General features: G+C 70.5%; 19 protein-coding genes. 12 read left to right on the forward strand and 7 right to left on the reverse strand.

Translation table 11 applies throughout. From position 1 onward, the window contains the following. Positions 1-115: 115 nt before the first annotated feature. From HDA30_RS04615 to HDA30_RS04625, 3 genes are read left to right on the forward strand one after another with little or no spacing between them, the layout of a single operon-like run. Complete coding sequence (locus HDA30_RS04615; protein WP_184241227.1) at positions 116-1,138, forward strand: 3-oxoacyl-ACP synthase III; 1,023 nt, start codon at positions 116-118, stop codon at positions 1,136-1,138. Between the two features lie 16 nt (positions 1,139-1,154). Further along, on the forward strand, positions 1,155-4,106 hold the full coding sequence (locus HDA30_RS04620; RefSeq protein ID WP_184241228.1) for an alpha/beta fold hydrolase: 2,952 nt from the start codon (positions 1,155-1,157) through the stop codon (positions 4,104-4,106). Beyond that, complete coding sequence (locus tag HDA30_RS04625) at positions 4,106-5,167, forward strand: NAD-dependent epimerase/dehydratase family protein (protein WP_158496031.1); 1,062 nt, start codon at positions 4,106-4,108, stop codon at positions 5,165-5,167. Before HDA30_RS04620 ends, HDA30_RS04625 begins: the two co-directional genes overlap by 1 nt. Before the next feature lie 23 nt (positions 5,168-5,190). Here the strand turns inward: HDA30_RS04625 and HDA30_RS04630 are convergent, their stop codons facing one another. After that, positions 5,191-5,676, reverse strand: a complete 486-nt coding sequence (locus tag HDA30_RS04630; protein ID WP_184241229.1) for a hypothetical protein — start codon at positions 5,674-5,676, stop codon at positions 5,191-5,193. 35 nt (positions 5,677-5,711) lie between these two features. Beyond that, a complete protein-coding gene (locus tag HDA30_RS04635) occupies positions 5,712-7,817 on the reverse strand; it encodes a DNA gyrase subunit B (RefSeq protein WP_158496033.1) in 2,106 nt (701 codons plus the stop codon). A gap of 263 nt (positions 7,818-8,080) precedes the next feature. On the opposite strand from HDA30_RS04635, the gene HDA30_RS04640 reads away from it, so the two are divergent. After that, entirely contained in the window at positions 8,081-8,290 is a 210-nt protein-coding gene (locus HDA30_RS04640; RefSeq protein WP_184242353.1) for a DUF7455 domain-containing protein, read from the forward strand. Positions 8,291-8,429: 139 nt separating this feature from the next. Here HDA30_RS04640 and HDA30_RS04645 read toward each other — a convergent pair whose 3' ends face one another. The 3 genes from HDA30_RS04645 to HDA30_RS04655 form a co-directional block, all read right to left on the reverse strand. Further along, positions 8,430-9,995: an RNA polymerase sigma factor gene (locus HDA30_RS04645; protein WP_184241230.1), complete on the reverse strand. Its 1,566-nt coding sequence runs from the start codon at positions 9,993-9,995 to the stop codon at positions 8,430-8,432. 291 nt (positions 9,996-10,286) lie between these two features. Next, positions 10,287-11,450: a DUF4192 domain-containing protein gene (locus HDA30_RS04650; RefSeq protein ID WP_158496043.1), complete on the reverse strand. Its 1,164-nt coding sequence runs from the start codon at positions 11,448-11,450 to the stop codon at positions 10,287-10,289. Between the two features lie 150 nt (positions 11,451-11,600). Then, positions 11,601-12,515, reverse strand: coding sequence for a PAC2 family protein (locus tag HDA30_RS04655; RefSeq protein ID WP_158496044.1), 915 nt, complete (start codon positions 12,513-12,515; stop codon positions 11,601-11,603). A gap of 206 nt (positions 12,516-12,721) precedes the next feature. Here HDA30_RS04655 and HDA30_RS04660 point away from each other — a divergent pair, with 206 nt between their 5' ends. From HDA30_RS04660 to HDA30_RS04675, 4 genes are all read left to right on the forward strand, one after another. Further along, positions 12,722-14,251, forward strand: a complete 1,530-nt coding sequence (locus tag HDA30_RS04660; RefSeq protein WP_184241231.1) for a leucyl aminopeptidase — start codon at positions 12,722-12,724, stop codon at positions 14,249-14,251. Positions 14,252-14,362: 111 nt separating this feature from the next. Next, the gene (gene lpdA, locus HDA30_RS04665) at positions 14,363-15,742 is read left to right on the forward strand and encodes a dihydrolipoyl dehydrogenase (protein WP_158496046.1); all 1,380 of its coding nucleotides are present in this window, start codon (positions 14,363-14,365) and stop codon (positions 15,740-15,742) included. A 107-nt stretch (positions 15,743-15,849) separates the two neighbouring features. Further along, positions 15,850-17,658, forward strand: coding sequence for a 2-oxoglutarate dehydrogenase, E2 component, dihydrolipoamide succinyltransferase (sucB, locus tag HDA30_RS04670; RefSeq protein ID WP_158496047.1), 1,809 nt, complete (start codon positions 15,850-15,852; stop codon positions 17,656-17,658). 16 nt (positions 17,659-17,674) lie between these two features. Continuing rightward, the gene (locus HDA30_RS04675) at positions 17,675-18,046 is read left to right on the forward strand and encodes a hypothetical protein (protein WP_158496048.1); all 372 of its coding nucleotides are present in this window, start codon (positions 17,675-17,677) and stop codon (positions 18,044-18,046) included. A gap of 87 nt (positions 18,047-18,133) precedes the next feature. On the opposite strand, the gene HDA30_RS04680 is transcribed toward HDA30_RS04675, so the two are convergent. Continuing rightward, positions 18,134-19,900, reverse strand: a complete 1,767-nt coding sequence (locus tag HDA30_RS04680; RefSeq protein ID WP_184241232.1) for a serine/threonine-protein kinase — start codon at positions 19,898-19,900, stop codon at positions 18,134-18,136. Between the two features lie 148 nt (positions 19,901-20,048). Between HDA30_RS04680 and lipB the strand changes: the two genes are divergently transcribed. The 3 genes from lipB to HDA30_RS04695 are packed head-to-tail and all read left to right on the forward strand — an operon-like array spanning position 20,049 to position 22,584. After that, positions 20,049-20,750: a lipoyl(octanoyl) transferase LipB gene (gene lipB / locus HDA30_RS04685; protein WP_184241233.1), complete on the forward strand. Its 702-nt coding sequence runs from the start codon at positions 20,049-20,051 to the stop codon at positions 20,748-20,750. Beyond that, positions 20,747-21,754, forward strand: a complete 1,008-nt coding sequence (gene lipA / locus HDA30_RS04690; protein ID WP_158496051.1) for a lipoyl synthase — start codon at positions 20,747-20,749, stop codon at positions 21,752-21,754. Before lipB ends, lipA begins: the two co-directional genes overlap by 4 nt. Before the next feature lie 26 nt (positions 21,755-21,780). After that, complete coding sequence (locus tag HDA30_RS04695) at positions 21,781-22,584, forward strand: DUF4191 domain-containing protein (RefSeq protein WP_158496052.1); 804 nt, start codon at positions 21,781-21,783, stop codon at positions 22,582-22,584. Positions 22,585-22,712: 128 nt separating this feature from the next. Here HDA30_RS04695 and HDA30_RS04700 read toward each other — a convergent pair whose 3' ends face one another. After that, complete coding sequence (locus tag HDA30_RS04700; protein ID WP_158496053.1) at positions 22,713-23,207, reverse strand: RDD family protein; 495 nt, start codon at positions 23,205-23,207, stop codon at positions 22,713-22,715. A gap of 192 nt (positions 23,208-23,399) precedes the next feature. On the opposite strand from HDA30_RS04700, the gene glnA reads away from it, so the two are divergent. Continuing rightward, positions 23,400-24,824 (forward strand): type I glutamate--ammonia ligase, encoded by a 1,425-nt coding sequence (gene glnA / locus HDA30_RS04705; protein ID WP_158496054.1) that lies wholly within the window; start codon positions 23,400-23,402, stop codon positions 24,822-24,824. The last annotated feature ends 206 nt before the right edge of the window (positions 24,825-25,030 follow it).

The following is a 25,030-nucleotide window of genomic DNA, read 5'->3' on the forward strand; positions in this document are numbered from 1 at the left end:
GCAGGCTCCGCTAGAGTGATCCCTCGGCCTTGGCTTCGACGGACGGCGATCACGCCGCGTCCCGCCGTCGTCGGGCTTCACCCGTACGTCGTCCAGATTGGTCCAGGTATCCCCCGTGTCCGGCAACGCCAGCTTCGAATACACCCGCGCCGCCCTGCTGTCGGTGACGGAGGTCGAAGCACCCCATGAGCTCACGTCGGATGAGCTGGACGGCCAGCTCAAAGAGGTGCTACGCCGGCTCAAGCTTCCGAAGGGGCTGCTGCAGCGCGTGGCCGGTGTGCACGCCCGACGCAACTGGGATCACTCCACCGACTTCCAGGACGCAGCTGCTCGCGCCGGTACGGCGGCGCTCGAGGCCGCCGGCGTGGCACCGGAGAAGGTCGGCCTGCTGATCAACACCTCCGTCACCCGCGCCACGCTGGAGCCCTCGGTCGCGGTGCGCATCCACGACGTGATGGGCCTGCCCACCTCGGCGACGAACTTCGACATCACCAACGCCTGCCTGGGCTTCGTCAACGGTCTGATGCTGGCCTCCTCGCTCATCGACGCTGGGCAGATCGACTACGCCGTGATCGTTGCCGGCGAGGACGCCACCAAGGTCCAGGCCGCGACCGTGCAAAACCTGCACGCCCCGTCGACGAACCGCAGCAACTTCATGGAGCAGTTCGCCTCCCTGACGCTGGGCTGCGGCGCTGCCGCGGCCGTCGTCGGGAACATCGAGGACCACCCGGAAGGCCACCGCATCGTGCGTGGCGTCACCCGCGCCGGCACCGACCACCACGACCTGTGCGTGGGAGACCACCGCGGCATGTACACCGACTCCACCGCGCTGCTCGAGGACGGTCTGGAACTGGTCATGGACGCGTGGAATGACGTCCCCGCGGACTGGGGCTGGGACACGGTCGACCGGTACATCACCCACCAGGTCTCCCAGCTGCACACCAACGCCATCGCCGACTCCGCCGGGCTCGACCTGGCGAAGATCCCGGTGACCTTCCCCGTGCTGGGCAACGTCGGCCCGGCCTCCCTGCCGATCACGCTGTACCGCGAGCAGCACGCGCTGAGCTCCGGAGACCGCCTGCTCTGCCTGGGCGTCGGCTCCGGGCTGAACACCGCGATGCTCGAGATCCACTGGTGACCCCGAGAGGACGACCATGAGCCTTCCCGCCGCCCCCGCTTCCGTGCCCGATCCCGAGACGCTGCCAGGATGGGATCCGCGGTTCTCCCGCCTGCTCACGGTCTCCTCGTCCGCCGACCCCGAGGACGTGGTGCGCACCTTCCACGTCGGGGACACCGGCCCGGCCCTGGCCGATCTCGGCGTCGAACCGATCGGCACGATCGTCGCGGTCCACGGCAACCCCACCTGGTCTTACCTGTGGCGCTCCCTGATGTCGGCCACCCTCGAGCGGGCTCGCCTGGGCGGTGACGCATGGCGCGTCGTGGCACCCGACCAGCTGGACATGGGTTTCTCGGAGCGTCTCGAGCACCGGCGCATGCCCCGTCCCGAGACCATGGGAGCCGACGGCGACGACTACCGCACCCTCGCACAGCGGATCGACGATCTGGACGCCGTCCTGCAGGCGCTGCAGCTGCCGGCCCTGGCCGCATCCGGCCGGCACCGGCTGGTCACGCTCGGTCACGACTGGGGCGGCGTGGTCTCACTCGGGTGGGCCGGACGGAACCCGGACCTCGTCTCGGGCGTCATGACGCTCAACACGGCGGTGCATCAGCCCGAGGGCGCACCGATCCCCACACCCCTGCAGGCCGCGCTGGCCGGTCCGATGCTGGCGAACTCGACGGTCACGACCGACGCGTTCCTCTCGGTGACCACCTCACTGGCCTCGCCAGCGCTCGAGCCCGAGGTCAAACGCGCCTTCCATGCCCCTTACAGCGGATCGAAGCGACGGGGTGGCGTCGGCGGGTTCGTGGCCGACATCCCGGTCGATGCCAACCACGGCTCCCACGCCGCGCTGTCCCAGGTGGCGGAGTCGGTCACGTCCCTCGGGCAGGCTGGGGTGCCCGCACTCATCCTGTGGGGCGCCGAGGACCCGGTGTTCCTGGACCGCTACCTGGACGACCTGCGAGCGCGCCTGCCCGAAGCGCGCGTGCACCGCTATGAGCAGGCCGGCCATCTGCTGATCGAGGACCGCGAACTCAGCGAGCCGATCCTCACGTGGCTGAACCTGCTGAACACCCGGCTGCTCGGCGACCCCGGCTCGGGGCTGCCGACCGCACGCGACGAGTCCCCCGCCGACGCGACGACGCAGGCCAGCGTGCGAATCGAGGTGGCCGAGCACCTCGCCCCGACCGGGGCGAGCAGCATCGACGCCGACGTCCCCCGGCTCTGGGAGCACCTGGCCGACTGGGGCGCCCCGGACTCGCCGCACCGCGACTACACCGCCCTGGTGGACATGGCCGGCGCTGCCAGCTCCCGAGCGATCGTGCGCCGCACCCGTCGACCGGCCGCGGTCAGCTGGGGCGAGCTACATGAGACGGTGTCCGCGATGGCCACCGGGCTGTGGGCCGCGGGCATGCGCCCCGGCGATCGCGTGTCCATGCTCGTGCCGCCCGGCCGGGATTTGACCGCCGCGCTCTACGCCATTCTGCGCATCGGGGCCGTGGCCGTCGTGGCCGATCAGGGTCTGGGCGTCACCGGCATGACCCGCGCCGTGCGCTCGGCCCGGCCGCGGTGGATCATCGGGCGCACCGCGGGCCTGACCGTCGCGCGCACCCAGAACTGGCCGGGCACTCGGCTGTCCGTCGCGCCCATGCCCGCGGCCGAGCGGTCCCTGCTCGGCGTCGAGGACGCCCTGTACTCGATGGTGGAACGCCACCGTGCGGCCGCCCAGAACGGCCCTGTCACCGCCGACGGGACCCCGTTGCCGGTGCCGGCCGACCACGCCGAGGCCGCCGTGCTGTTCACCTCCGGTTCCACCGGCCCGGCCAAGGGCGTCGTCTACACCCACCGTCGGCTCGGGCACCTGGTGCGTCGCGTCCGCCGGACCCTGGACGTTGGCCCGGGTGCCTCGCTGGTCTCCGGCTTCGCCCCGTTCGCGCTGCTCGGGCCGGCCCTGGGGGCCGCCTCCGTGACGCCGGACATGGAGGTCACCAAGCCGGCTACCCTCACCGCAACGGCCCTGGCGGCCGCGGCGGAGGCGGGGCAGTCCACCGTCCTGTTCGCCTCGCCTGCGGCCCTGGCGAACGTCGTGGCGACGGCCGGAGCGCTGACCCGTGGCGAGCGGGCTGCGCTCGAACGGATCCGTCTGGTGCTCTCCGCCGGCGCGCCCGTGCACCCGAGCCTGATGCGAGCGGTGCTCGAGCTGCTGCCGAACGCCTCCGTGCACTCTCCCTACGGGATGACCGAGGGTCTGCTGCTCACCGACATCGACTCCGACACGGTGCTGGCCCTGCGTCGTTCGGGCGAGGCAGGGGTGTGCGTCGGCACGCCCGTCGACTCGGTGGATCTACGCATTGCGCCGCTGCTCGAGGACGGCACACCCGACGAAGTGCTGCTGGACGCCCGCTCCGGCCACGGCGTGCTGGGCGAGATCGTCGTGAGCGCTCCGCACCTGAAGGAGCGCTACGACGCCCTCTGGTTCACGGACCAGCAGTCCAAACGCGACGGTCTGTTCAGCGCCCCCGGTCAGGTCTGGCACCGCACCAATGACGTCGGACACATCGACGCCGAGGGTCGGCTGTGGATCGAGGGACGGCTGCAGCACGTGATCACGACGGCACAGGGGCCTGTGGCACCGGGAGGCCCCGAGGCCCGCATCGACGCTCTGGGTCCGGTCGCCCGGTCTGCCGTCGTGGGTGTCGGGCCGGCCGGGACCCAGGCCGTGGTCGCCGTGATCGAGGCCGCCCGGCCGGCGACGCGTCCGCCGCGCCGCCCGGGCCATCGCAAGGACGGCCGGCCCCAGGCGGGACTGGCTCCGGCCGGGGTGGCCGCGGCCGTGCGCCGCGCCGTGGAGCCGCTGGCGGTCTCCGCCGTGCTGGTCGCGGACGAGATCCCCACGGACATCCGGCACAATTCGAAGATCGATCGGCCACGCGTGGCCGCGTGGGCCGAGAAGGTCCTCGCCGGCGGCACGGTGGGTGCGCTCTGATGAGCGCGCTCGGGTTCGAGGTCGACCTCGATCACGCTGGTGCGCCGCAACTGCACGAGCGGCTCGCCTCGCGCCGGGTGCTGGTCACGGGGGCCTCCGGGATCCTCGGTGCGGGTGTGTCGCGCTCGCTGCTGGAGGCGGGCAACGAGGTCCGGACCCTGCAGCGCCGCCCCAGCGGTGTGGCCGGCGCGCAGGACGTGCTCGGCTCGGTGACGGACCCCGATGCCGTCGCGGCCGCGGTGGAGGGCGTGGACACCGTCGTGCATGTCGCCGCCATGGTGTCCGTGTCGGGCCGCGAGGCGGAGTTCGAGGCCGTGAACGTCGAGGGCACTCGCACCCTGGTGGACGCGGCCCGACGGGCCGGCGTGGTCCGGTTCGTGCACATCTCCTCCCCCTCGGTGGCGCACGCCGGCTCGTCGATCGTGGGCGAGGGGGCAGGCCCCGCCGACCCCCGGCAGGCGCGTGGCCCCTACGCTCGGACCAAGGCGGCCGGTGAGCTGATCGCTCTGGACGCCGATTCGGAACGCTTCCGTGTGCTGGCCCTGCGCCCGCACTTGATGTGGGGACCGGGCGACATGCAGCTCACCGATCGGATCGTTCAACGGGCCCGGGCCGGGCGGCTGCCCGTGCTCGGTTCCGGCGCGTCCCTGGTGGACACCCTGTACACGTGGAACGCGGTGGAGGCGGTCGTGGCGGCGGTCTCGGCCGTGGACGACGTGCACGGCGAAGCGCTCGTGGTGACCAACGGCGAACCGCGCCCCGTCGGGGAGCTGATCGCCCAGATCGCGATGGCCGGCGGAGCACAGGCGCCGAGCCGTCGGGTGTCCCCGCGTCTGGCGCGCGGGGTCGGCGCGGTGATCGAGAAGGCGTGGGAGCTGCCCCTGGGCCTGGGCCGGCTGACCGGCGACGGCGAGCCGCCGCTGACGCAGTTCCTGGCCGAACAGCTCTCCACGGCGCACTGGTTCGACCAGCGCCGCACCCGTGAGGTGCTCGGCTGGGAGCCCACGGTCAGCCTCGATGAGGGGCTGCGGCGGCTCGCCGAGTACTACGCCGCGCGCTGACCGCCCCGTCCCCGGCGGCGCTGTCAGCGCATGTGCCGGGTGACGATCGCCTGGACGGCCACCGCGACCATCACGCCCAGGCCGCCTGCCGCCAACGGGTGCCAGATGGTGCCGGACAGGCCCAGCACGAACATCGGCACCACGCTCACCCCCAGCAAGGTGACCATCAGGAACATCGTGGAGCCGCGTCCGGCGTCGAACACCGGCCGTCGGCTCTCGTCCGCGTCGACAGCAAAGCGCCGTCCTCTCAGCACTGGCACACAGGCCAGCAACAGGACGACCGTCACTGCCAGGGCGAGCAGGCCGGAGGCGAACAGCTCACGGACGCTGCTGACCAGGCTCGCCAGTCCGACGCAGGCTCCGATCACCGCCGCGCGCCACGGTTCGATTCTCGCGGCGCCCGCCGACTGCCCAGAGTACGTCGCGGACGTCCCCGTCGAGGTCAGCGACGACGCAGGTGAGGGCTGATCGGCCGGGGCACAGGGCACGCTGGTGGACGAGGGTTCCATAGGTCGCACGCTAACAGCCCCCTGGCACGCCAGCGTCAGGCGTCGATGCGCTCAGCGTCCAGCTCGTCGGCGTGGGAGGCGATGAACTGTTTGCGCGGGGCGACGGAGGAGCCCATGAGCAGGTCGAACACGCGTTCAGCGGCCTCGACCTCCTCGATTCGCACCCGTCGCAGCATGCGGTGGCGCGGGTCCATGGTCGTCTCCGCCAGCTGGTCGGCGTCCATCTCGCCCAGGCCCTTGTACCGCTGGATCGGCTCCTTGTACGAGCGGCCCTCGGACTCGAGCCGGGCGAGCACCTGCTGCAGTTGAGTCTCGGAGTAGGTGTAGATGACCTCGCGTTCCTTCTGACCGCGCGTAACCGCCTCGACCCGGTGCAGCGGCGGCACGGCAGCGTAGACCCGGCCGGCTTCGACCAGCGGCCGCATGTACCGGAAGAACAGGGTCAGCAGCAGGGTGCGGATGTGTGCGCCGTCGACGTCGGCGTCGGTCATCAGGATCACCTTGCCGTAGCGGGCCGCCTCCACGTCGAAGCTGCGGCCGGCGCCGCCGCCGACCACCTGGATCAGCGCGGCGCACTCGGCGTTGGAGAGCATGTCCCCCACCGAGGCCTTCTGCACGTTGAGGATCTTGCCGCGAATCGGCAGCAGCGCCTGGAAGTCTGAAGAGCGCGCGAGCTTGGCCGTGCCGAGGGCGGAGTCCCCCTCGACGATGAACAGCTCAGAGGCAGCGACGTCGCCGGTGCGGCAGTCGGCGAGCTTCGCCGGCATCGTGGAGGTCTCGAGCGCATTCTTGCGGCGCTGGTTCTCCTTGTGGGTGCGGGCCGAGATGCGCGACTTCATCTCGGCGACGACCTTCTCGAGCACCTGCCCCGACTGCTGCTTCTGCGCCCGCGCACCGGAGCTGAGCAGGGCTGTCAGCTCCTTCTCGACGACCTTGCCGACGATGCGACGCACGGCCGGGGTCCCGAGGATCTCCTTGGTCTGCCCTTCGAACTGCGGCTCGGCGAGACGCACGGTCAGCACGGCGGTGAGGCCGGCCAGCACGTCGTCCTTCTCCAGCTTGTCATTGCCGGCCTTGAGGCGGCGGGCGTTGGCCGCGACCTGGTCGCGGAACACCTTGAGCATCGCGCTCTCGAAGCCGGAGAGGTGGGTGCCGCCCTTGGGCGTCGCGATGATGTTGACGAAACTGCGCACCGTGGTGTCGTAGCCGACGTCCCAGCGCAGGGCCAGGTCCACCTCACAGGTGCGTTTGAGGTCCTGCATCTGCGTGCGCCCGTCGTCACCGAGCACGGGGACCTTCTCGGTGAAGCTGCCCGAGCCCTGGATGCGCCACACGTCCGTGACGGGATTGAGCTGCGTGAGGTGCTCGGCGAACTCGGCGATGCCGCCGTCGTACTGGAAGACCTCCTCGTGGGGTCCGTCCTCGCCCGCCGTGCCGGGCAGACGCCGCTCATCACGGACCGTGATGCGAAGCCCCGGGATCAAATAGGCGGTCTGCCGGGCGCGGGCCTGCAGGTCCTCGGCGGAGAACCGGGCGTCGGGGGTGAAGATCTGCTCATCAGCCCAATAGCGCACCCGCGTGCCGGTCTGTCCGCGCTTGGCCTTGCCCACGACCGTGAGCGGCGACGCGTCCGCGGCGGGGGTGAACTCGGCGTCCGGGCGAGGCCTGGAGCCGTCGGCGAACGTCCCGGGCTCGCCGCGGCGGAACGACATCTGGTGGACCTTGCCGGCGCGGACGACCTGCACGTCGAGCCGGGAGGACAGCGCGTTCACCACGGACGCGCCGACGCCGTGCAGCCCGCCGGAGGCCGCATAGGAGCCCCCGCCGAACTTGCCGCCGGCGTGCAGCTTGGTGAAGACGACCTCGACGCCGGTCAGACCGGTGCGCGGTTCGACGTCGACGGGGATGCCGCGGCCGTTGTCCTCGACCTCGACGGAGCCGTCCGGGTGCAGGGTCACCTCGATGGACGCCCCGTGACCGGCGAGGGCCTCATCCACGGAGTTGTCGATGATCTCCCAGAGGCAGTGCATGAGCCCGCGTGAATCCGTCGACCCGATGTACATGCCGGGACGCTTGCGCACGGCTTCGAGCCCCTCGAGGACGGAGAGGTGACGGGCGTTGTACTCGGTTGATCGACTCACTCGTCCACCCTATGCCGACGTCCCGCCCCGACGGCGGAACCGGGGCGCGTGCGCACGGCCGTGCGGTCCCGGTCAGCTCTGCGCTGCGGCGCGGGACTACGCGGCCGGCGAAACGCCTCCGAGCCTGCTGGCACGGGGAATTGTCTCTGCCATGATGAGTGTTCTGCACTGTGAACCCGGTGTCAGCTGACCGTCTGAGGACGACCGTCTCGGACCCGCTGCACCGCATGACGTTCCACGCCCCCGACCTCAAGGAGGACGCGATGTCCACCACCGCCGTCGCCGAGCCGACCGCCCTGAAGACCCTCGACCGCTGCGACCGCTGCGGCGCACAGGCGTACGTCCGCGCGGTCCTCGCCGCGGGCGGGGAGCTGCTGTTCTGCGCTCACCACGCGCGGGCGGTCGAGGACGTCCTGCGCCCGCAGACCACCCTGTGGCAGGACGAAAGCGACCAGCTGCGCTCGCAGCAGTGACCCCACCGCCGGCGTGCGCCGAAGGCCACGTCGGTCACACGAGCAGGGCCGGAACCGACTGGTTCCGGCCCTGCTCGTGTGTGCGGGGCGCGCGCCGCCCGCGGCCCGGCAACGCGCACCGCACCTGGCGCCGGGAGCGTCAGTCCAGGTAGTCGCGCAGCACCTGGGACCGCGAGGGGTGGCGCAGCTTGGACATGGTCTTCGACTCGATCTGACGGATGCGTTCGCGGGTGACTCCGTAGACCTTGCCGATCTCGTCCAGGGTCTTGGGCTGGCCGTCGGTCAGGCCGAAACGCATGGCGACCACACCGGCTTCCCGCTCCGACAGCGTGTCCAGCACCGAGTGCAGCTGCTCCTGCAGCAGGGTGAAGGACACCGCGTCCGAGGGCACGACCGCCTCGGAGTCCTCGATGAGGTCGCCGAACTCGGAGTCGCCGTCCTCGCCGAGCGGCGTGTGCAGCGAGATCGGCTCGCGGCCATATTTCTGCACCTCCACGACCTTCTCCGGGGTCATGTCCAGTTCCTTGGCTAGCTCCTCCGGGGTGGGCTCGCGGCCCAGGTCCTGCAGCATCTGCCGCTGAACGCGCGCCAGCTTGTTGATGACCTCGACCATGTGCACCGGAATGCGGATGGTGCGTGCCTGATCGGCCATGGCGCGCGTGATGGCCTGGCGGATCCACCACGTCGCGTACGTGGAGAACTTGAAGCCCTTGGTGTAGTCGAACTTCTCGACCGCACGGATCAGGCCGAGGTTGCCCTCCTGGATCAGGTCGAGGAACAGCATGCCGCGCCCGGTGTACCGCTTGGCCAGGGAGACCACGAGGCGCAAGTTGGCCTCGAGCAGATGGTTCTTGGCACGACGACCGTCGGCGATGATCAGCTCGATGTCACGGCGGGTCCGGTAGTCCTTGGGCGCCGGGTCGAGCTTGGTGCGCTCGGCGTAGAGACCGGCCTCGATGCGCATGGCCAGGTCCACCTCCTGCTCCGCGTTGAGCAGGGCGACCTTGCCGATCTGCTTGAGGTAGTCCTTCACCGGGTCCGCTGTCGCTCCGGCGACGACGACCTGCTGGACCGGCGCGTCATCTTCGGAGTCATCGACGACGAAGCCGCCCGAGCTCGAAGGGTCCTCGTTCTTCTTGGTGCCCTTGACGCCGGCCTGCTCCTTCGCTGCCGACTCCTCGGACTGCGGCTCGGCGTTCTCCTCGGCCTCGTCCACCGCGTCCGGCGCGGTCGGGGTCAGGTCCTCGTCCGGATCGATGGCCGGCGCCGACTGCTTCGCCTTCGTCGTGCTCTTCGTCGTCGAGGACGACGCGGCGCTCTTGTCCTTGGCCGACGTCCCGGTCGTCTTCTTCGCGGCGGCCGACGTCCCGGTCGTCTTCTTCGCGGCGGTCGACGTCGTGCTCGTCTTCTTCGCCGACGTCTTCTTCGAGGCGGTCGACGTCGTGCTCGTCTTCTTGGCGGTCGTCGTCTTCGGGGCCGCCTTCTTGGCGGCGGTCGTCTTCTTGGTGGTCGTCGTCTTCGCGGTGGCCGACTCCCCCGTCGTTGTCTTCGTGGCGCTCTTCGACGCAGCGTTCTGCTTCGAGGTCGAAGCCTTCGAGGCCGCGGTGGTCGACTTCTTGGCCGCGGTCGCACGCTTCGGTGCGGCCTTCTTCGCGGTCTCGTCCTTGCCGTCGGCGGTCGTCTGGCTGTTCGAAGTCGAGGTCACTCGAGGCCTTTCCGTTGATCCCGCGAGCTACGTCGCGGAAGGTGGCTGGTCTGCAACACCGCACCTGCCGGGCCTGTGAAGGAGCCGACATGCGCGTGACCCTGTCAAGTCCCCTCGCGTCGGCACCGTGCAACGACGGGGACGACGACCAGCGGACCGCAGGGTCGTTTCTGGTGCAGGAACGCGGAACGCCACCGAGGTATTCCCGGCGGCCCGGCTGTCCTGCGACGATGCGCCAGGACTCGTCCCGGGCACCCGCAGGACGCACGGCGACCGCGTTCTGGACCCTGATTATGCCACGGGATCCACGCGCGAGGCCGACTCCGGACGCCACGCCGTGCGTGGATCGCAGGCCCAGCCAGCGACCTCACCGCGCCGCAGCAGCTGCGCGAGGAGCCGACTGAGGGTGTGGCCCGGGTCCGCGCGCAGGGCCGACTGCAGGTGCGCGGCTGCGGCGGATCCGTGCCCGCGAGCCCAGCTGACCCACCCGGCCACGGCGAGCGCTTCGACGGCGACTTCCGCCGGCGCGTGCTCGGCGATCTCCCGCAGGAGCCGCCGCAACTGGTCGAGCCACTCCCAGCACGGCCGCACTCCCGTGTCCGCCAGGTACAGCGACGCCAGACCACCCGACACCGCTGCCACGCTCGGCTCGGACGTGCGGCTCTGACGGCCGGGCTGCCCCTCCGACCGAGCTTGGACCGCGCCGGGCGGCTGCGGACCAGCGACGGCCAGCGCGACGAGGGCGTCTCGCCAGCCACGGTGCACCAACGGAGCGGCCAGACGCCGCAGCAGCACGGGCCCGGCTTCGCGGTCTGAGGCCAGCACGTCGGCCCAGGTGTCGAGCCAACACATCGCGTCGGCGGCGTCATGCGCCTGCGGCGCCGGCCACCCCGGCCTGCCGGCCACCGGCGTGGGCACGCGCTCGGACTCGGGCACGTCGGCGAAGACGGAGCCCTGCATCGTCATCGCCAGGGACACGGTGCTCAGCCTCGGGTCACGCAGCGGACGCGGCTGAGCGTCGGGGCCGACGTCGATGCCCTCACCCTGGGCCGTCCACGCCCACGACATTCCCTCGCTCACGACCCACGCGGCGGCCACCGGCACGCCCGCGTCGGCGAACGCCTCCCGAATGCGGGCGGCCAGGGGTCGGTGCGGGCGCGGACCGGCCGCCGGTTCGATGAGCAGGGCCAGGCACGCATCCGCCCCGGTGTCTCGGGCCAGCGTCCCGGCGGCCGTCTGGGCCCACTCGCGCAGGCCGGCTCCGGTGCACGCGGCCGGATCGGGCGCGTCGAACCGGACGCCCGCCCGCAGGCGGGAGCCAGACAAGGAGATCATCACCACGGAGTCGACGGGCAGGCCGCCGAACGTGTGGCCGACGAAGCCGAGCAGATCGTCCACGCCGCGGGCGGACACGGTGGTCGAGGAGTCAGAGACGGGCTGTGCTTGTGCGCTCATGGCCCCGATCGTGGCGATCCGGCTCAAGGCCGCGCGGCGGCACCGGCCTCGTTACACGGCGGGTCCGTGCGCACCGGCCGTCAGCGGCGACCTGTGCAGTGCTCGGCTCGCGCCTCGAATACAGACCGTCCCGCGGCGCCGGGCTCGAGTTCAGTCGTCGAACTGCCGACGTGAGAGATACGCCTCCACAGCTGAGGCGAGCTCCTCGCCGTCGGGCAGACCGTGCGAGGTCTCGAGCAGCGAACGCTCCTGGCCGCCGGCGTTCTGGTCATAGTTGCGCTCGAGGCCGCTGATCATCGTCTGGATCTCAGGTGACTCGCCCGTCTGACGGTCCAACTCGGCCTCGACCTCACGCACGGCGTCGCGCAGTTCGTCTGCGGGAAGCATCCGGCCCATGGCCGCGCCCGCGTACTCGAGCACCGCCACGGCCGCCGGCGGATACTTCGCCTCCGCCACGTAATGCGGGACGTGGATCGAGTACCCCGCCGTGAGGATCCCGCGCTCCTCGGCGCCGTACTCGATCACCTGCGCGGCCCCGCCCATCATCGTCGCCGCACCGCTCCACGTCGTCAGGCCCCGCAGCACAGCGGTGTGCGTGCCGTGCGCGGTGACGCCCAGGCGACGGGTGTGCGGCACCGGCATGGGCACCGCGTCGGCGAACACCAGCGACTCGACACGCCAGGCCTCCGCGAGGTCCAGGACCGCGCGGGAGAACGCCTGCCACGCGAAATCCGGTTCGGGCCCGGCGAGCATCAGAAACGGATGCCCGAGCGGATCCTGCACGAGCTCGAGGGTGATGCTGGGCATCCGCAAATCGCGGAAGCGTTCACCGTCGAACGAAATGCGGGGCCGACGGTCCCGGTAGTCGATCAGACGGTCGACGTCGAACTCGGCGATGACGCGGCGCTCAAGCCGCTCCCGCACCGCGGTGCGCACCTGCGAGGCCGTGCGGCCGGCATCCATGTGCCCGGAGAGCACGACGAAGAGGTCGAGCCCCTCGGGCACCGGGGCGGCACCGGAGCGGATCTCGGGGGCCAGGGTGAACAACCGCTGCTGCTCGCTCATGGTCGGGCCTCTTTCGCTTTACCTTGACGGACGACGGACGGATTCCATTCAACCCCACGATCCGCTCCCCTATTCCACCGTCGGCGTTCTCGGGTGGCTCCCCGCCGCGACGCGCACCCCACGCGGGTTAGGATCGTCGCCGTGACCGGGGCCACTCCCGTTCGCGTACGATCATCGACCGCTTCCACAGAAACGAGGACCTCTCCGTGATCTCCACCGTGCGACCGTCTCTGGCACCGAGCACGCTCGACTCGACCGAGGCCGAGGCGATCGTCGTCGGCGTCGCCGCGGGCGCGAACGCCCCGAGCCTGCTCGACTCGCCGCTGACTGCCGAGACCGTCTCGGCGCTCGAATCGTGCCTGCGCCCGCTCGGCGTGACCGGCCGCGCCGATGAGGTCACGCGCGTGCCCTCTCCCGCCGGGACCGACCGCACGGTGGTGCTCACCGGCATCGGGTCCATCGACGACGGCGTCACAGACGAGGCGCTGCGCCGGGCCGCCGGCGCGGCCGTGCGCGCGCTCAGTGGCCTCGACCACGTGGCTCTGGGCCTGCCCGCCGCGTCCGCCGCGACCGTCCAAGCCATCGCGGAGGGTGCTGCCATGGGCGCCTACACGTTCACGGCGCATAAGTCCGACGCGGACCACGCCGCAGAGGCGGCGCAGGGTCCGAGCCGGCCCGTCCGCCGCATCGACGTGCTGACCGACCTCGCGGACGCCGAGGCCGCCGTGCATCGGGCCGGCGTGATCGCCGACGCGGTGTGCGCCACGCGCGACCTGGTGAACACCCCGCCGTCGCATCTGTTCCCGGCGGCGTTCGCCGAGACCGCGCAGCAGACCCTGGCCGACACGAACGTCGAGGTCACGGTCTGGGACGAGCAGCGGCTGCAGGCCGAGGGTTTCGGCGGCATCGGTGCGGTGGGTCAGGGCTCCTCGCGTCCGCCGCGCCTGGTCCGCCTGGACCACAACCCGGACGGCGCGTCCGCCCACGTGGCGATCGTCGGCAAGGGCATCACCTTCGACACCGGCGGCATCTCGCTCAAGCCGGCCACCTCGATGACCACCATGAAGTCGGACATGGCCGGGGCCGCCACCGTGTTCGCCGTCGTCCGCGCCGCCGCCGTGCTGGGACTGCCCGTCCGCGTGACCGGCTGGCTGGCGATCGCCGAGAACATGCCCTCCCATACCGCCATCCGGCCCTCCGATGTGATCACGATGCACGGCGGCAAGACCGTCGAGGTCATGAACACCGACGCGGAGGGGCGCCTGGTCATGGCCGACGCTCTCGTCGCCGCCACGAACGAAACGCCGGACGTGGTGATGGACATCGCAACCCTCACCGGGGCCCAGATGATCGCCTTGGGCACCCGCACCACCGGCGTGATGGGCGATGCGCAGCTGCGCGACGAGATCGTGGCCGCGGCCGACCGCGTCGGCGAGACCGCGTGGGCCATGCCGATCCCCGAGAACCTGCGCGACTCACTCGACTCGCGGGTCGCCGACCTGTCCAACGTCGGCGACCGGTTCGGCGGCATGATGACCGCCGCCGCCTTCCTGCGCGAGTTTGTCGACGCCGGACGCGACGAGGCCCAGCGCGCGCAGACCCCGACCCCGTGGGCGCACATCGACATCGCCGGGCCCTCGTTCAACGAGTCGTCCGCATGGGGCTACACCCCGCAGGACGCCACGGGCGTCATGGTCCGGTCGCTGCTCGGTTTCATCGCGGGCCGCGCCGGGTAAAGTGGCGTTCAGTGTCCGCGCCACGACCGCGCCGGCCTCCCCTCGCGGGGGTGCCGGCACGGTCGTCGGCCGGCCCAGACGGATCTGATCCCAGCAACAAGGAGCTTCATCGTGGCCGAGAAGGCAACCGCTCAGGAATTCGACGTCCTCGTCCTCGGCGGTGGTTCCGCCGGCTATGCCGCCGCACTGCGCTCCGTGCAGTACGGCAAGACGGTGGGTCTCATCGAGAAGGCCAAGCTGGGCGGCACCTGCCTGCACTGGGGCTGCATCCCCACGAAGGCCTACCTGCATGCCGCCGAAGTCGCCGACGAGACCCGCCACGCCTCGAAGTTCGGCGTGAACGCGACCCTCGACTCGGTGGACATGGCCAAGGTGCGCGACTACAAGGACGGCATCGTCGCGGGCAAGCACAAGGGCCTCTCTGGGCTGATGAAGATGAAGAAGGTCCAGGTCATCGAGGGCGAAGGCAAGCTCGTCTCCCAGAACGAGATCGAGGTGGACGGCACCCGCTACAAGGGCGAGAACATCGTCCTGGCCTCCGGTTCGGTCGCCAAGACGATGGGCCTGCCGATCTCCAAGAAGATCATGACCTCCACCGAGGCCCTTGAGCTCGACTACACCCCGAAGTCCGCGATCGTGCTCGGCGGCGGTGTCATCGGCTCCGAGTTCGCCTCGCTGTGGAACTCGTACGGTGTCGAGGTCACCGTCATCGAGGGCATGAAGTCGCTCGTGCCGAACGAGGACCCGGCGATCATCAAGACCCTGGAACGCGAGTTCAAGAAGAAGGGCATCAAGACCAATCTCGGCACCTTCTTCGAGAAGGTCGAAGAGACCGGCGACGGCGTGAAGGTCACCCTCGCCGACGGCAAGGAGTTCACCGCGGAGGTCTGCCTGGTCGCCGTGGGCCGTGGCCCCAACACCGAGGGCATGGGCTACGAGGAGCAGGGCATCTCGATGGACCGAGGCTTCGTCCTGACCGATGAGCGCCTGCACACCGGCGTCGGCAACATCTATGCCGTCGGCGACATCGTCCCGGGCCTGCAGCTGGCCCACCGCGGTTACCAGCAGGGCATCTTCGTCGCCGAGGAGATCGCCGGCAACACGCCGATGGTCGTCGAGGACGTCAACATCCCGAAGGTGACCTTCACCGATCCGGAGATCATGTCGGTCGGCCTCTCGCAGCCCAAGGCGGAGGAGAAGTTCGGCAAGGAGAACATCGAGACCACCGAGTACAACCTCGCCGGCAACGGCAAGTCCTCGATCCTCGGCACCGGCGGCATCATCAAGATGGTGCGCCAGAAGAACGGCCCGATCGTCGGCGTGCACGGCATCGGCAAGCGCATCTCGGAGCAGATCGGCGAGGCACAGCTGATCGTCAACTGGGAGGCCTACCCGGAGGACGTCGCAGCCTTCGTGCATGCGCACCCGACGCAGAACGAGTCGCTGGGCGAGGCCGCGATGGCCCTGTTCGGCCACCCGCTGCACGGCTGACCCCCGATCCGACGACCCGGCGGGGCTGCGCCGACCGCGGCCCCGCCCCCGCACATCCCTGACGATCGAGACGCGATCGTCCCTGTCCGTGAGGAGTAACGGCCGCTATGTCTGAAACCGTGAACCTGCCCGCCCTCGGCGAATCCGTGACCGAAGGCACCGTCACCCGCTGGCTCAAGGAGGTCGGCGAGGAGGTCGCCGTCGACGAGCCCCTGGTCGAGGTGTCCACCGACAAGGTCGACACCGAGATCCCCTCGCCCGTCGCCGGCGTGCTCCAGGAGATCCTGGTCGAGGAGGACGACACCGTGGAGGTCGGCGCCCCGCTGGCCACCATCGGCGACGGCGAGGCCCCCGACTCGCAGGGCGACTCCACCGACGGCGCCGACTCTGAGTCCGCGATGGAATCCACCGAGTCGAATGAGAACGTCGTCGACTCCGAGGACGTGGCCGAGGAGGCCGCTGCCGAGGACTCCCCCGCTCCCGCCGCCGAGTCCGCCGGCTCGGGCGAGTCGTCCGGCTCGGGTGAGACCTCCGAGGTCACCCTGCCGGCCCTGGGCGAGTCCGTCACCGAGGGCACCGTCACCCGCTGGCTCAAGGAGGTCGGCGACGAGGTCGAGGTCGACGAGCCGCTGCTGGAGGTCTCCACCGACAAGGTCGACACCGAGATCCCCTCGCCCGTCGCGGGCACCCTGGTCGAGATCAAGGCCGAGGAGGACGAGACCGTCGAGGTCGGCGCCGTTCTCGCGCTGATCGGCGACGGTTCGGGAGCCGGCTCAGGCGACTCCGCGCCGAAGCAGGACAGCGCCCCCGCCCAGGACGAGAAGTCCGAGGAGCAGCCTGCCCAGGACGAGAAGGCGCAGGACGCGAAGCCCGAGCAGGAGAAGTCAGCCGCGCAGGCCGAGCAGAAGACGGCCTCCGATCAGGGCTCGCAGGACTCCGGCTCCACCCCGCAGGCCACGGAGCCGGGCAAGGGGTACGTGACCCCGCTGGTCCGCCGCCTGGCCAAGGAGCACAATGTGGACCTGTCCACCGTGCGCGGCACGGGCGTGGGCGGCCGCATCCGCAAGCAGGACGTGCTGGCGGCCGGTCTGTCGCAGGGCGCCTCCGGCTCCGCCGAGCAGGGCTCGGGCCAGGGCGGGACGACCTCGACCTCAGCGCCGTCCCCGGCCGCCGAATCCTCGGTGGACCCGGCGGTGCGAGGCGAGACCGAGAAGGCCCCGCGCATCCGCCAGGTCATCGCCCAGCGCATGCGCGAGTCGCTCGACCTGTCCACGCAGCTGACCCAGGTGCACGAGGTGGACATGACCCGCATCGTGCAGCTGCGCGCGAAGGCGAAGAACTCCTTCCAGGAGAAGACCGGCACCAAGCTGACGTACCTGCCGTTCATCACGCAGGCGGTCGCCGAGGCGCTCAAGCAGCACCCGAAGCTGAACGCGTCCTACTCCGCGGACAACAAGGAGATCACCTACCACGCCTCTGAGGACGTGGCGATCGCGGTGGACACCGACAAGGGTCTGCTGGTTCCGGTCATCAAGGACACCGGCTCGCTGAACCTCTCCGGCATCGCGCAGAAGATCGCCGACCTGGCCGAGCGTGCCCGCACCAACAAGATCGGTGCGGACGAGCTGTCCGGCGGCACCTTCTCGATCACGAACATCGGTTCGGTGGGCGCCCTGTTCGACACGCCGATCATCAACCAGCCGCAGGTCGCCATCCTGGGCACCGGCGCGATCGTGAAGCGCCCGATGGTCGTGGCGGACGCCGACGGCAACGACACCATCGCGATCCGGCACATGATGTACCTGTGCCTGACGTACGACCACCGCCTGGTCGACGGCGCGGACGCCGGCCGCTTCCTGATGACGCTCAAGCAGCGCCTCGAGGCGGGCGAGTTCGCCCACGAGCTGGGACTCTGAGAGGAGGACGCGCACCGTGGAGTTTCTTCACTCACTGCTCGTCGCCGGGCACATCGTCTCGGCGGCGGCCATCGTGGGCGGGTGGTTCGTTCGGTTCAAGCAACCGACGGTGACCACCTCCCAGTGGATCGGCGCGATCGGCATGCTGCTGACCGGCCTGGCCCTGGCCACGCTGGTCTCCATCCCGTCCGTGCGTGAGTCCATGGGCTGGGAGGGGTCTGCCAACCACATGAAGCTCGGCGTCAAGCTGGTGATCGGCGCCGTCGTGTTCGTGGCAGCCCTGATCGGTCACCGCAAGGCCAGCCGAGACGTGCCGGTGCCCACGGGCCTGGCCCACGCGGTGGGCGGCATGGGTCTGGTGAACATCCTGGTCGCCACTCTGTGGTGATCTCCGCCTGAGATCCCGAACGGGCCCCGTCAGCGAACGCTGACGGGGCCCGTTCGAGTTCTGGGCCGCTGCCGTCCGACTTAAGCGTCAAGGGGCACTCGAGGCAGACTCGGCGGGCCTGGCGGTCTCACCCGAGACGGCGTGCAGCTCCACCAGACGCCAGCCGTCGGCCTGCCGGACCAGCTCCATCTCTGCGGGGACCGGGCCGGTGCCCGAGTAGCGTGCAATCACCCGGCGGTCAGCGTCGGAGACCAGGTCGTGGGCGGAGGTGCTCACGTGCACCGGCACGCGGACTCGGTCAGGCCCCTCGACCCGATCCGGGCCCGTCCTCTCGACCGAGATCGAGACCCCGTCGAAGCGTTCTCCGCGCGTGCGCATCCGCTCGACCAGCTCACGGTCCGCCCGCCATGCCGGCGAGTCAGGTGCGGCATAGTCGCCCAGCCACTCCTGGTCGGGGTGGGTGAGGGCCCGCGCACGGCGGACCCCGATGGTCGAGAGCTGCTCGGCGGTCGGCCCAGAGGCCTCAGCGGCCTCAGCCGCCGACGGGGGCGACATCGAGACCTCTGACGGCGTGTCCGACCTCGCCGCCGGGGCGGAGGCGGACGCTGTCGCCGCCGGGGAGGACGCGTGTCCACCCTGAACCCCGGGAGACATCCGCTCCTGCACCGGTTCCGCATCGGCGCGCGTCGTCGGGGACCGGCCCGCGCCCCAAAGAATGCCGAGCACGCTCACGACGGCCAGGCCGACCGCTGCGACCCACACCCATCGCCGCCGTCTCCCCCGTGTCGCCCGGGGCTGCACCGCCGCCGCGCGCGCCCGCCCCCGACGTCGGCGCCGGCCCGGACGTCCCGCATCGCCGTCTCGGGCCTGGGCCGGAGGCAGTGTCGGCAGGAGCAGTTCCGTCTCCGGCGCGACCGCTCCGTGCAGGCGGACAGGCTCGCACTCCGCGGTGGCGTACACCGCTGCCGCGAGCTCGGCTGCGCTGGGCCGTGCTTCCGGCTGCGCGTCGAGGGCGGACTCCAGCGCCAGGGCCAGTTCGACAGGAACGTCGGGCACCAGCACCGGCAGGGGAGCTCGGTGCAGATCCGGCCCCGGAGCGCGCCCGGTGAGGCAGAACCAGCCCACAGCGGCCAGCGCATAGACGTCTGCCGCGGAGCCGGTCCGGGGCTGTTCCGCCCCGGCGTCGAGGGCCTCGTGCACCTCCGGTGCGGAGAACCCCGGCGTCCCGCCGAGTCGACTGTCTCCGCCCAGCACGCTCGCGGCGCCCAGGTCCGTCAGCCACGGTGAGCCGTCGAGGTCGAACAGCACATTGGCCGGTGAGACGTCACCGTGCACGACGGACGACTCGTGGAGGGAGCACAGGGCCGTGGCCAGGGGGCCGAGCACGCTCACGGTCTCCCCCACTCCCAGCGGTCCGCGGGCCTGAATGAGTGCGCTCAGGGTTCCGCCGGGCAGATGTCGGCTGAGCAGGCCGGTGCCGCGGTCCGTCTCGACGGTCCCGAGCAGCGGCACGACGTGCGGATGCACCTGGCCGTGCAGCGCTTGCCGTTCCAGGTCGACGCCTGTGCCCGGTTCGGATGCCAGTTTCAGGGCCGCCCGCTGCCCGGCGTCATCGCAGACGAGCCAGACCTCCCCCTGCCCGCCGGCACCGAGCAGCTCCTCGACCTGCCACCCGGACACCGTGGGGGCCGTGCACCGGGGCAGCTGCGCCGACGGCCACGTCCCAGAGCCCGGCGACGCTGCCAGGCGGGCCGGTTCGTCCGTTCCGCCCGGGTCGGCGGCCTCGTCCCAGCCCGGGCCGCCGATCGTGTCGCCGACTCGCCGCGTCCCGGCCATGCCGTCGTCCTGCTCCATGTTCGTCCCCTCCCCGGACGGGCCCCGTCCTCGCCTCGTCGCCGTCACCGTGTTCGTCATGGCTACCTGTCCAGGGCCCATGGTGCCCTCGGGAGCCCCCACGAACGGGCGATATCCACAGCCCGGACGGAGCGATAGAGTGGCGGGCATGTCTGCGCACCCGCTGCCCCCCGTCCGTGTGCTCGGCCTCGACCCGGACTTCGTCGATTACCGAGAGGCCTGGGATCTGCAGAAATCCCTCCACGCCGACGTGCTCGCAGGCCGCAGCGACGGCGAGATCCTCATGCTCGAACACGCCGAGGTCTACACGGCCGGACGACGCACCGAGGACGCAGAGCGTCCCACCGACGGCTCCGAGGTGGTCGACGTGGACCGCGGCGGCAAGATCACCTGGCACGGCCCCGGTCAGCTCGTCGGCTACCCGGTGGTCCGCCTGCGCGACCGCGCCCACGTGAAGGACTTCGTTTGGTTCATCGAGGAGATTCTGATCCGCACCGCCGCGGACGTGGGCGTCGAAGCGGTGCGCGTCGACGGTCGTGCCGGCATCTGGGTTCTCGCCGACACCGACGAGCAGGGCCGGGCTCGCCCGGACCGCAAGGTCGGGGCGATCGGACTGGCCATTCATGAGGGAATCTCGACGCACGGCTGGGCGTTGAACTGCTCGAACTCGCTGACCCCCTACGAGTCGATCATCCCGTGCGGCATCGCCGATGCCTCCACGACCACGCTCTCGGCCGAGGTGGGGCGCACTGTGACGCCCGCAGACGTGCTGCCGTTGCTGCGCCGGCACCTCGACGACCTCGGCCCCGAGCACATCCGCACCGACTTCCCGGAAGGACCCACCGCATGAGCACCGCACCCGAAGGCCGCCGCCTGCTGCGCGTCGAGGCACGCAACGCCGAGGTCCCCGTCGAACGCAAGCCCGACTGGATCAAGGCCAAGGTCGAGATGGGCCCGGAGTACATCGGCCTGAAGAACAAGGTGAAGAGCTCGGGCCTGCACACCGTGTGCGAAGAGGCCGGCTGCCCCAACATCTACGAATGCTGGGAGGACCGAGAGGCCACCTTCCTCATCGGCGGCGACATCTGCACACGCCGCTGCGACTTCTGCGACATCGCCACCGGCAAGCCGCGCCCCCTCGACATGGACGAGCCGCAGAAGGTCGCCGAGAACATTCGCGAGATGAATCTGCGCTACGCGACCGTCACCGGTGTCGCCCGCGACGACCAGAAGGATGGGGCCGCCTGGCTCTACGCGGAGACGATCCGCAAGATCCACGAGCTCAATCCGAACACGGGCGTGGAGATCCTCCCGCCGGACTTCGGCGCCGTCCCGGAGCTGGTGCAGCAGGTCTTCGACGCCCGCCCCGAGGTCTTCGGTCACAACCTCGAGACCGTCCCCCGGATCTTCAAGAAGATCCGTCCGGCGTTCACCTACGAGAAGTCCCTCAAGGTCCTGAGCATGGCCAAGGCGGACGGGCTCGTCACCAAGTCGAACCTGATCCTCGGCATGGGCGAGAGCGACGAGGAGATCGACCAGGCATTGCAGGACCTGCACGAGGCCGGCTGCGACATCATCACCGTCACCCAGTACGTGCGGCCCTCCAAGCTGCACCATCCGATCGACCGGTGGGTGAAGCCGCAGGAGTTCGTCGACTGGTCCGCGCGCGCCGAGGAAATCGGCTTCGCTGGCGTCATGGCTGGCCCGCTCGTGCGCTCGTCCTACCGGGCCGGCAAGCTCTACGCCTCCGCGATGGAGAAGCTCGGCCGTCAGGTCCCCGAGCACCTGAGCCACCTGGCCGGTGAGTCCACCGCCCGCCAGGAGGCGACCTCCGTGCTCGCCCGATTCTCCTGAGCGCAGCGGATAGACTGACCCACGCTATGGCCAAGAACTCCTCCCCCTCCTCCGCGTCCGGCTCGACCTCCCTCAAGGAGGTCAAGGCCATGCAGCGCGAACGTCGTCGGCAGATGAAGGCGGACAAGAAGAACGAGCGCGCCGCGAAGAAGGCGACTCGCGGGCCCGGGATTCTCTCCCAGCTCAAGCAGGTCTTCCACATGACCCGCCAGCACAACCCAAAGCTGGTGCTGTGGATGGCGCTGGCCTTCGTGGCGGCCCTGCTCATCGGCCTCGTGATCGGCCTGCTGCTCGAGAACCCGGTGACGTGGGTGCTCATCGCGATCCCCTTCGGCCTGTTCGCCGCGGTGTTGGTGATGAACCGGCTCGCCGAACGCGCTATGTTCGCGCAGATCGACGGCCGTCCCGGTGCCGCCGGGGCCGCTCTGTCGACGCTGCGCCGCGGATGGATCGTCCGTGAGGAGCCGGTCGCCGTGAACCCGCGCACCCAGGACGTCGTGTTCCGTGCGATCGGGCGGCCAGGCGTCGTGCTGGTCACCGAGGGCCCGTCGAACCGGGTGGCCAAGCTCGTGCAGAAGGAACGTCGTACCACCGAGCGGCTGCTGCCGAATGTGCCGGTCCGCGTCGTCGAGACCGGCCATGGCGCGGACCAGACGCCCCTGCACGAACTGACGCGCGTGCTCAAGCGCATGGACAAGCGCCTGACCAAGCACGAGGTCGCGGCCGTCGACAAGCGGCTGACGGCGCTGGGGACCTCGAAGCCGCCGATCCCCAAGGGCGTCGACCCGCACCGGGCGCGTCCGGACCGACGCGCCATGCGCGGTCGCTGATCGACGTCGCCTTCCGAGCACGGCGGCAGCACCGTGTGCTCACGCCGACGGCGGCCACCCAGAGCGGGTGGCCGCCGTCGGCGTTGTGAACCTCGCGCACGACGTGGATCGCGGCGACGCCGCCGACGTCACATGACGATCTCGACGGTGCCCGCCGCCTTGTCGTGCAGACTCCGCCCGTCCGGGTCCACGATCATCAGCGGCACGACCAGCACGAGCAGTCCCGTGCGCAGCAGCACCGAGCCGAATGAGGCGGAGGCTCCGCCGACCTGCACGACCTGTGTGCGGGCGATGGCCTTGCCGACCGTCGTCGCCAGCAGGCTCAGGCCGATCACGTGCATCGCGGCGAACAGGGCAAGGACCGCCATCGGATGACCGCCGAAGAGCCACGCGGCGAGGCCGTACGCGAGGAACCAGTCGAGGAACAGCGCCCCAACCCGACGCATCGGACGCGCCAGGGACGTCGAACCGGACTCGGGCAGGCCGAGGCGGTCACCGGGCCAGCGGCCGCGCGAGATCGAACTTCCAGGCCCGTCGACCCACCCGGCCATCTCTCGACGGGTGATCAGCGGCTCACCCCGTCGGGGACCGTCGGGACGTGGGGATTCGCTTCTGTGTGCCACCGCTCCAGCCTAGTGCGGCGTCGACCCCCGTGCTGACGGCGCCCCGGCCGAGGCCGACTCACGGCGGCCGCCCGGGCGGGGAACCCGCGAAATCCGAGGTCGGACTCCCGTAGGCTAGGTTCGTCTTGATCCGGGCCCGTGCCCGGGTCCGCACACGCCCACGCGTACCCAAGGAAGGTCAGGCGACAACACATGTTCAGCAAGGTCGAGGACGTGCTCTCGTACATCAAGGAGGAGGGCGTCGAGTTCGTCGACATCCGCTTCACCGACATGCCGGGACAGCAGCACCACTTCAACGTGCCGGCCTCGACGGTGGACGAGGACTTCTTCGTGGACGGGCAGCTGTTCGACGGCTCCTCGATCCGTGGCTTCCAGGGCATCGCCGAGTCCGACATGCAGCTGATCCCGGACATCGCCACCGCGTTCATCGACCCGTTCCGCGTGCGCAAGACGCTGGCCATGAACTTCTCCATCGTGAACCCTCGCACCGGCGAGGCCTACCAGCGCGACCCGCGTGGCGTTGCCCAACGCGCGGAGGAGTACCTCGCCTCGTCCGGCGTCGCCGACACCGCGTTCTTCGCCTCCGAGGCGGAGTTCTACATCTTCGACGATGTGCGCTACAAGTCGACCCCGCGCGAGTCCTACTACGCCGTCGACTCCGAGGAGGCGTGGTGGAACACCGACCGCGTCGAGCAGGGCGGCAACCTCGGCCACAAGACCCCCGAGGGCGGCGGATACTTCCCCGTCTCCCCCGTCGACAAGCAGGCGGACCTGCGCGACGAGATCTCTCACGTGCTGGGCGAGGTCGGCCTCGAGGTCGAGCGTGCGCACCACGAGGTGGGCGCACCGGGGCAGGCGGAGATCAACTACAAGTTCAACACGCTGACCCACTCGGCCGACGACCTGCAGAAGTTCAAGTACGTCGTGAAGAACGTCGCCGAGCAGTTCGGGCAGACGGCCACCTTCATGCCGAAGCCGGTCTTCGGCGACGGCGGTTCGGGCATGCACTGCCACCAGTCGCTGTGGAACGGCGGCGAGCCGCTGTTCTACGACGAGAAGGGTTATGCGAACCTCTCGGACGTCGCCCGCTGGTACATCGGCGGCCTGCTCGAGCACTCGACCGCCGTGCTCGCGTTCACGAACCCGACCGTGAACTCCTACCGTCGCCTGGTGCCGGGCTTCGAGGCGCCCGTCTCGATGGTGTACTCGCAGGGCAACCGCTCGGCGGGGATCCGCATCCCGATCACCGGCTCGAATCCGAAGGCCAAGCGTCTCGAGTTCCGCGCGCCCGACGCCTCCTCGAACCCGTACCTGGCCTACGCCGCCCAGCTGATGGCCGGACTCGACGGCATCCGCAACCGCATCGAGCCGGCCGAGCCGATCGACAAGGACCTCTACGAGCTGCCGCCGGAAGAGATGGCCGACATCAAGAAGGCCCCCGCCTCCCTCGAGGAGGCCCTGCGCGGCCTCGAGGAGGACCACGAGTTCCTCCTCGCCGGCGATGTGTTCACCGAGGACCTGATCCGCACGTGGATCGAGTACAAGCGTGAGCAGGAGATCGCGCCGCTGACGATGCGGCCGAACCCGTACGAGTTCGAGCTGTACTACTCGGTCTGAGTCGCCCGACGCGGCAGCCGCACGGCCCGTCGTCTCCTCGCGGAGACGGCGGGCCGTCGTCGTGCGGTGCGGATCACAGCCTGTGGTCCGGCCCGGCAGGAATAGCCTGACCGCCTCCGGCGCTGACAGCCAGAGGAGAACCGTCAGCCCCCGTCGCCAGGAGCCACACCATGAGCGCCGCAGATCAGCCCACCACCACCGCCGAG

It is taken from the genome of Micrococcus cohnii (assembly GCF_014205175.1).
Lineage (GTDB): Bacteria > Actinomycetota > Actinomycetes > Actinomycetales > Micrococcaceae > Micrococcus > Micrococcus cohnii.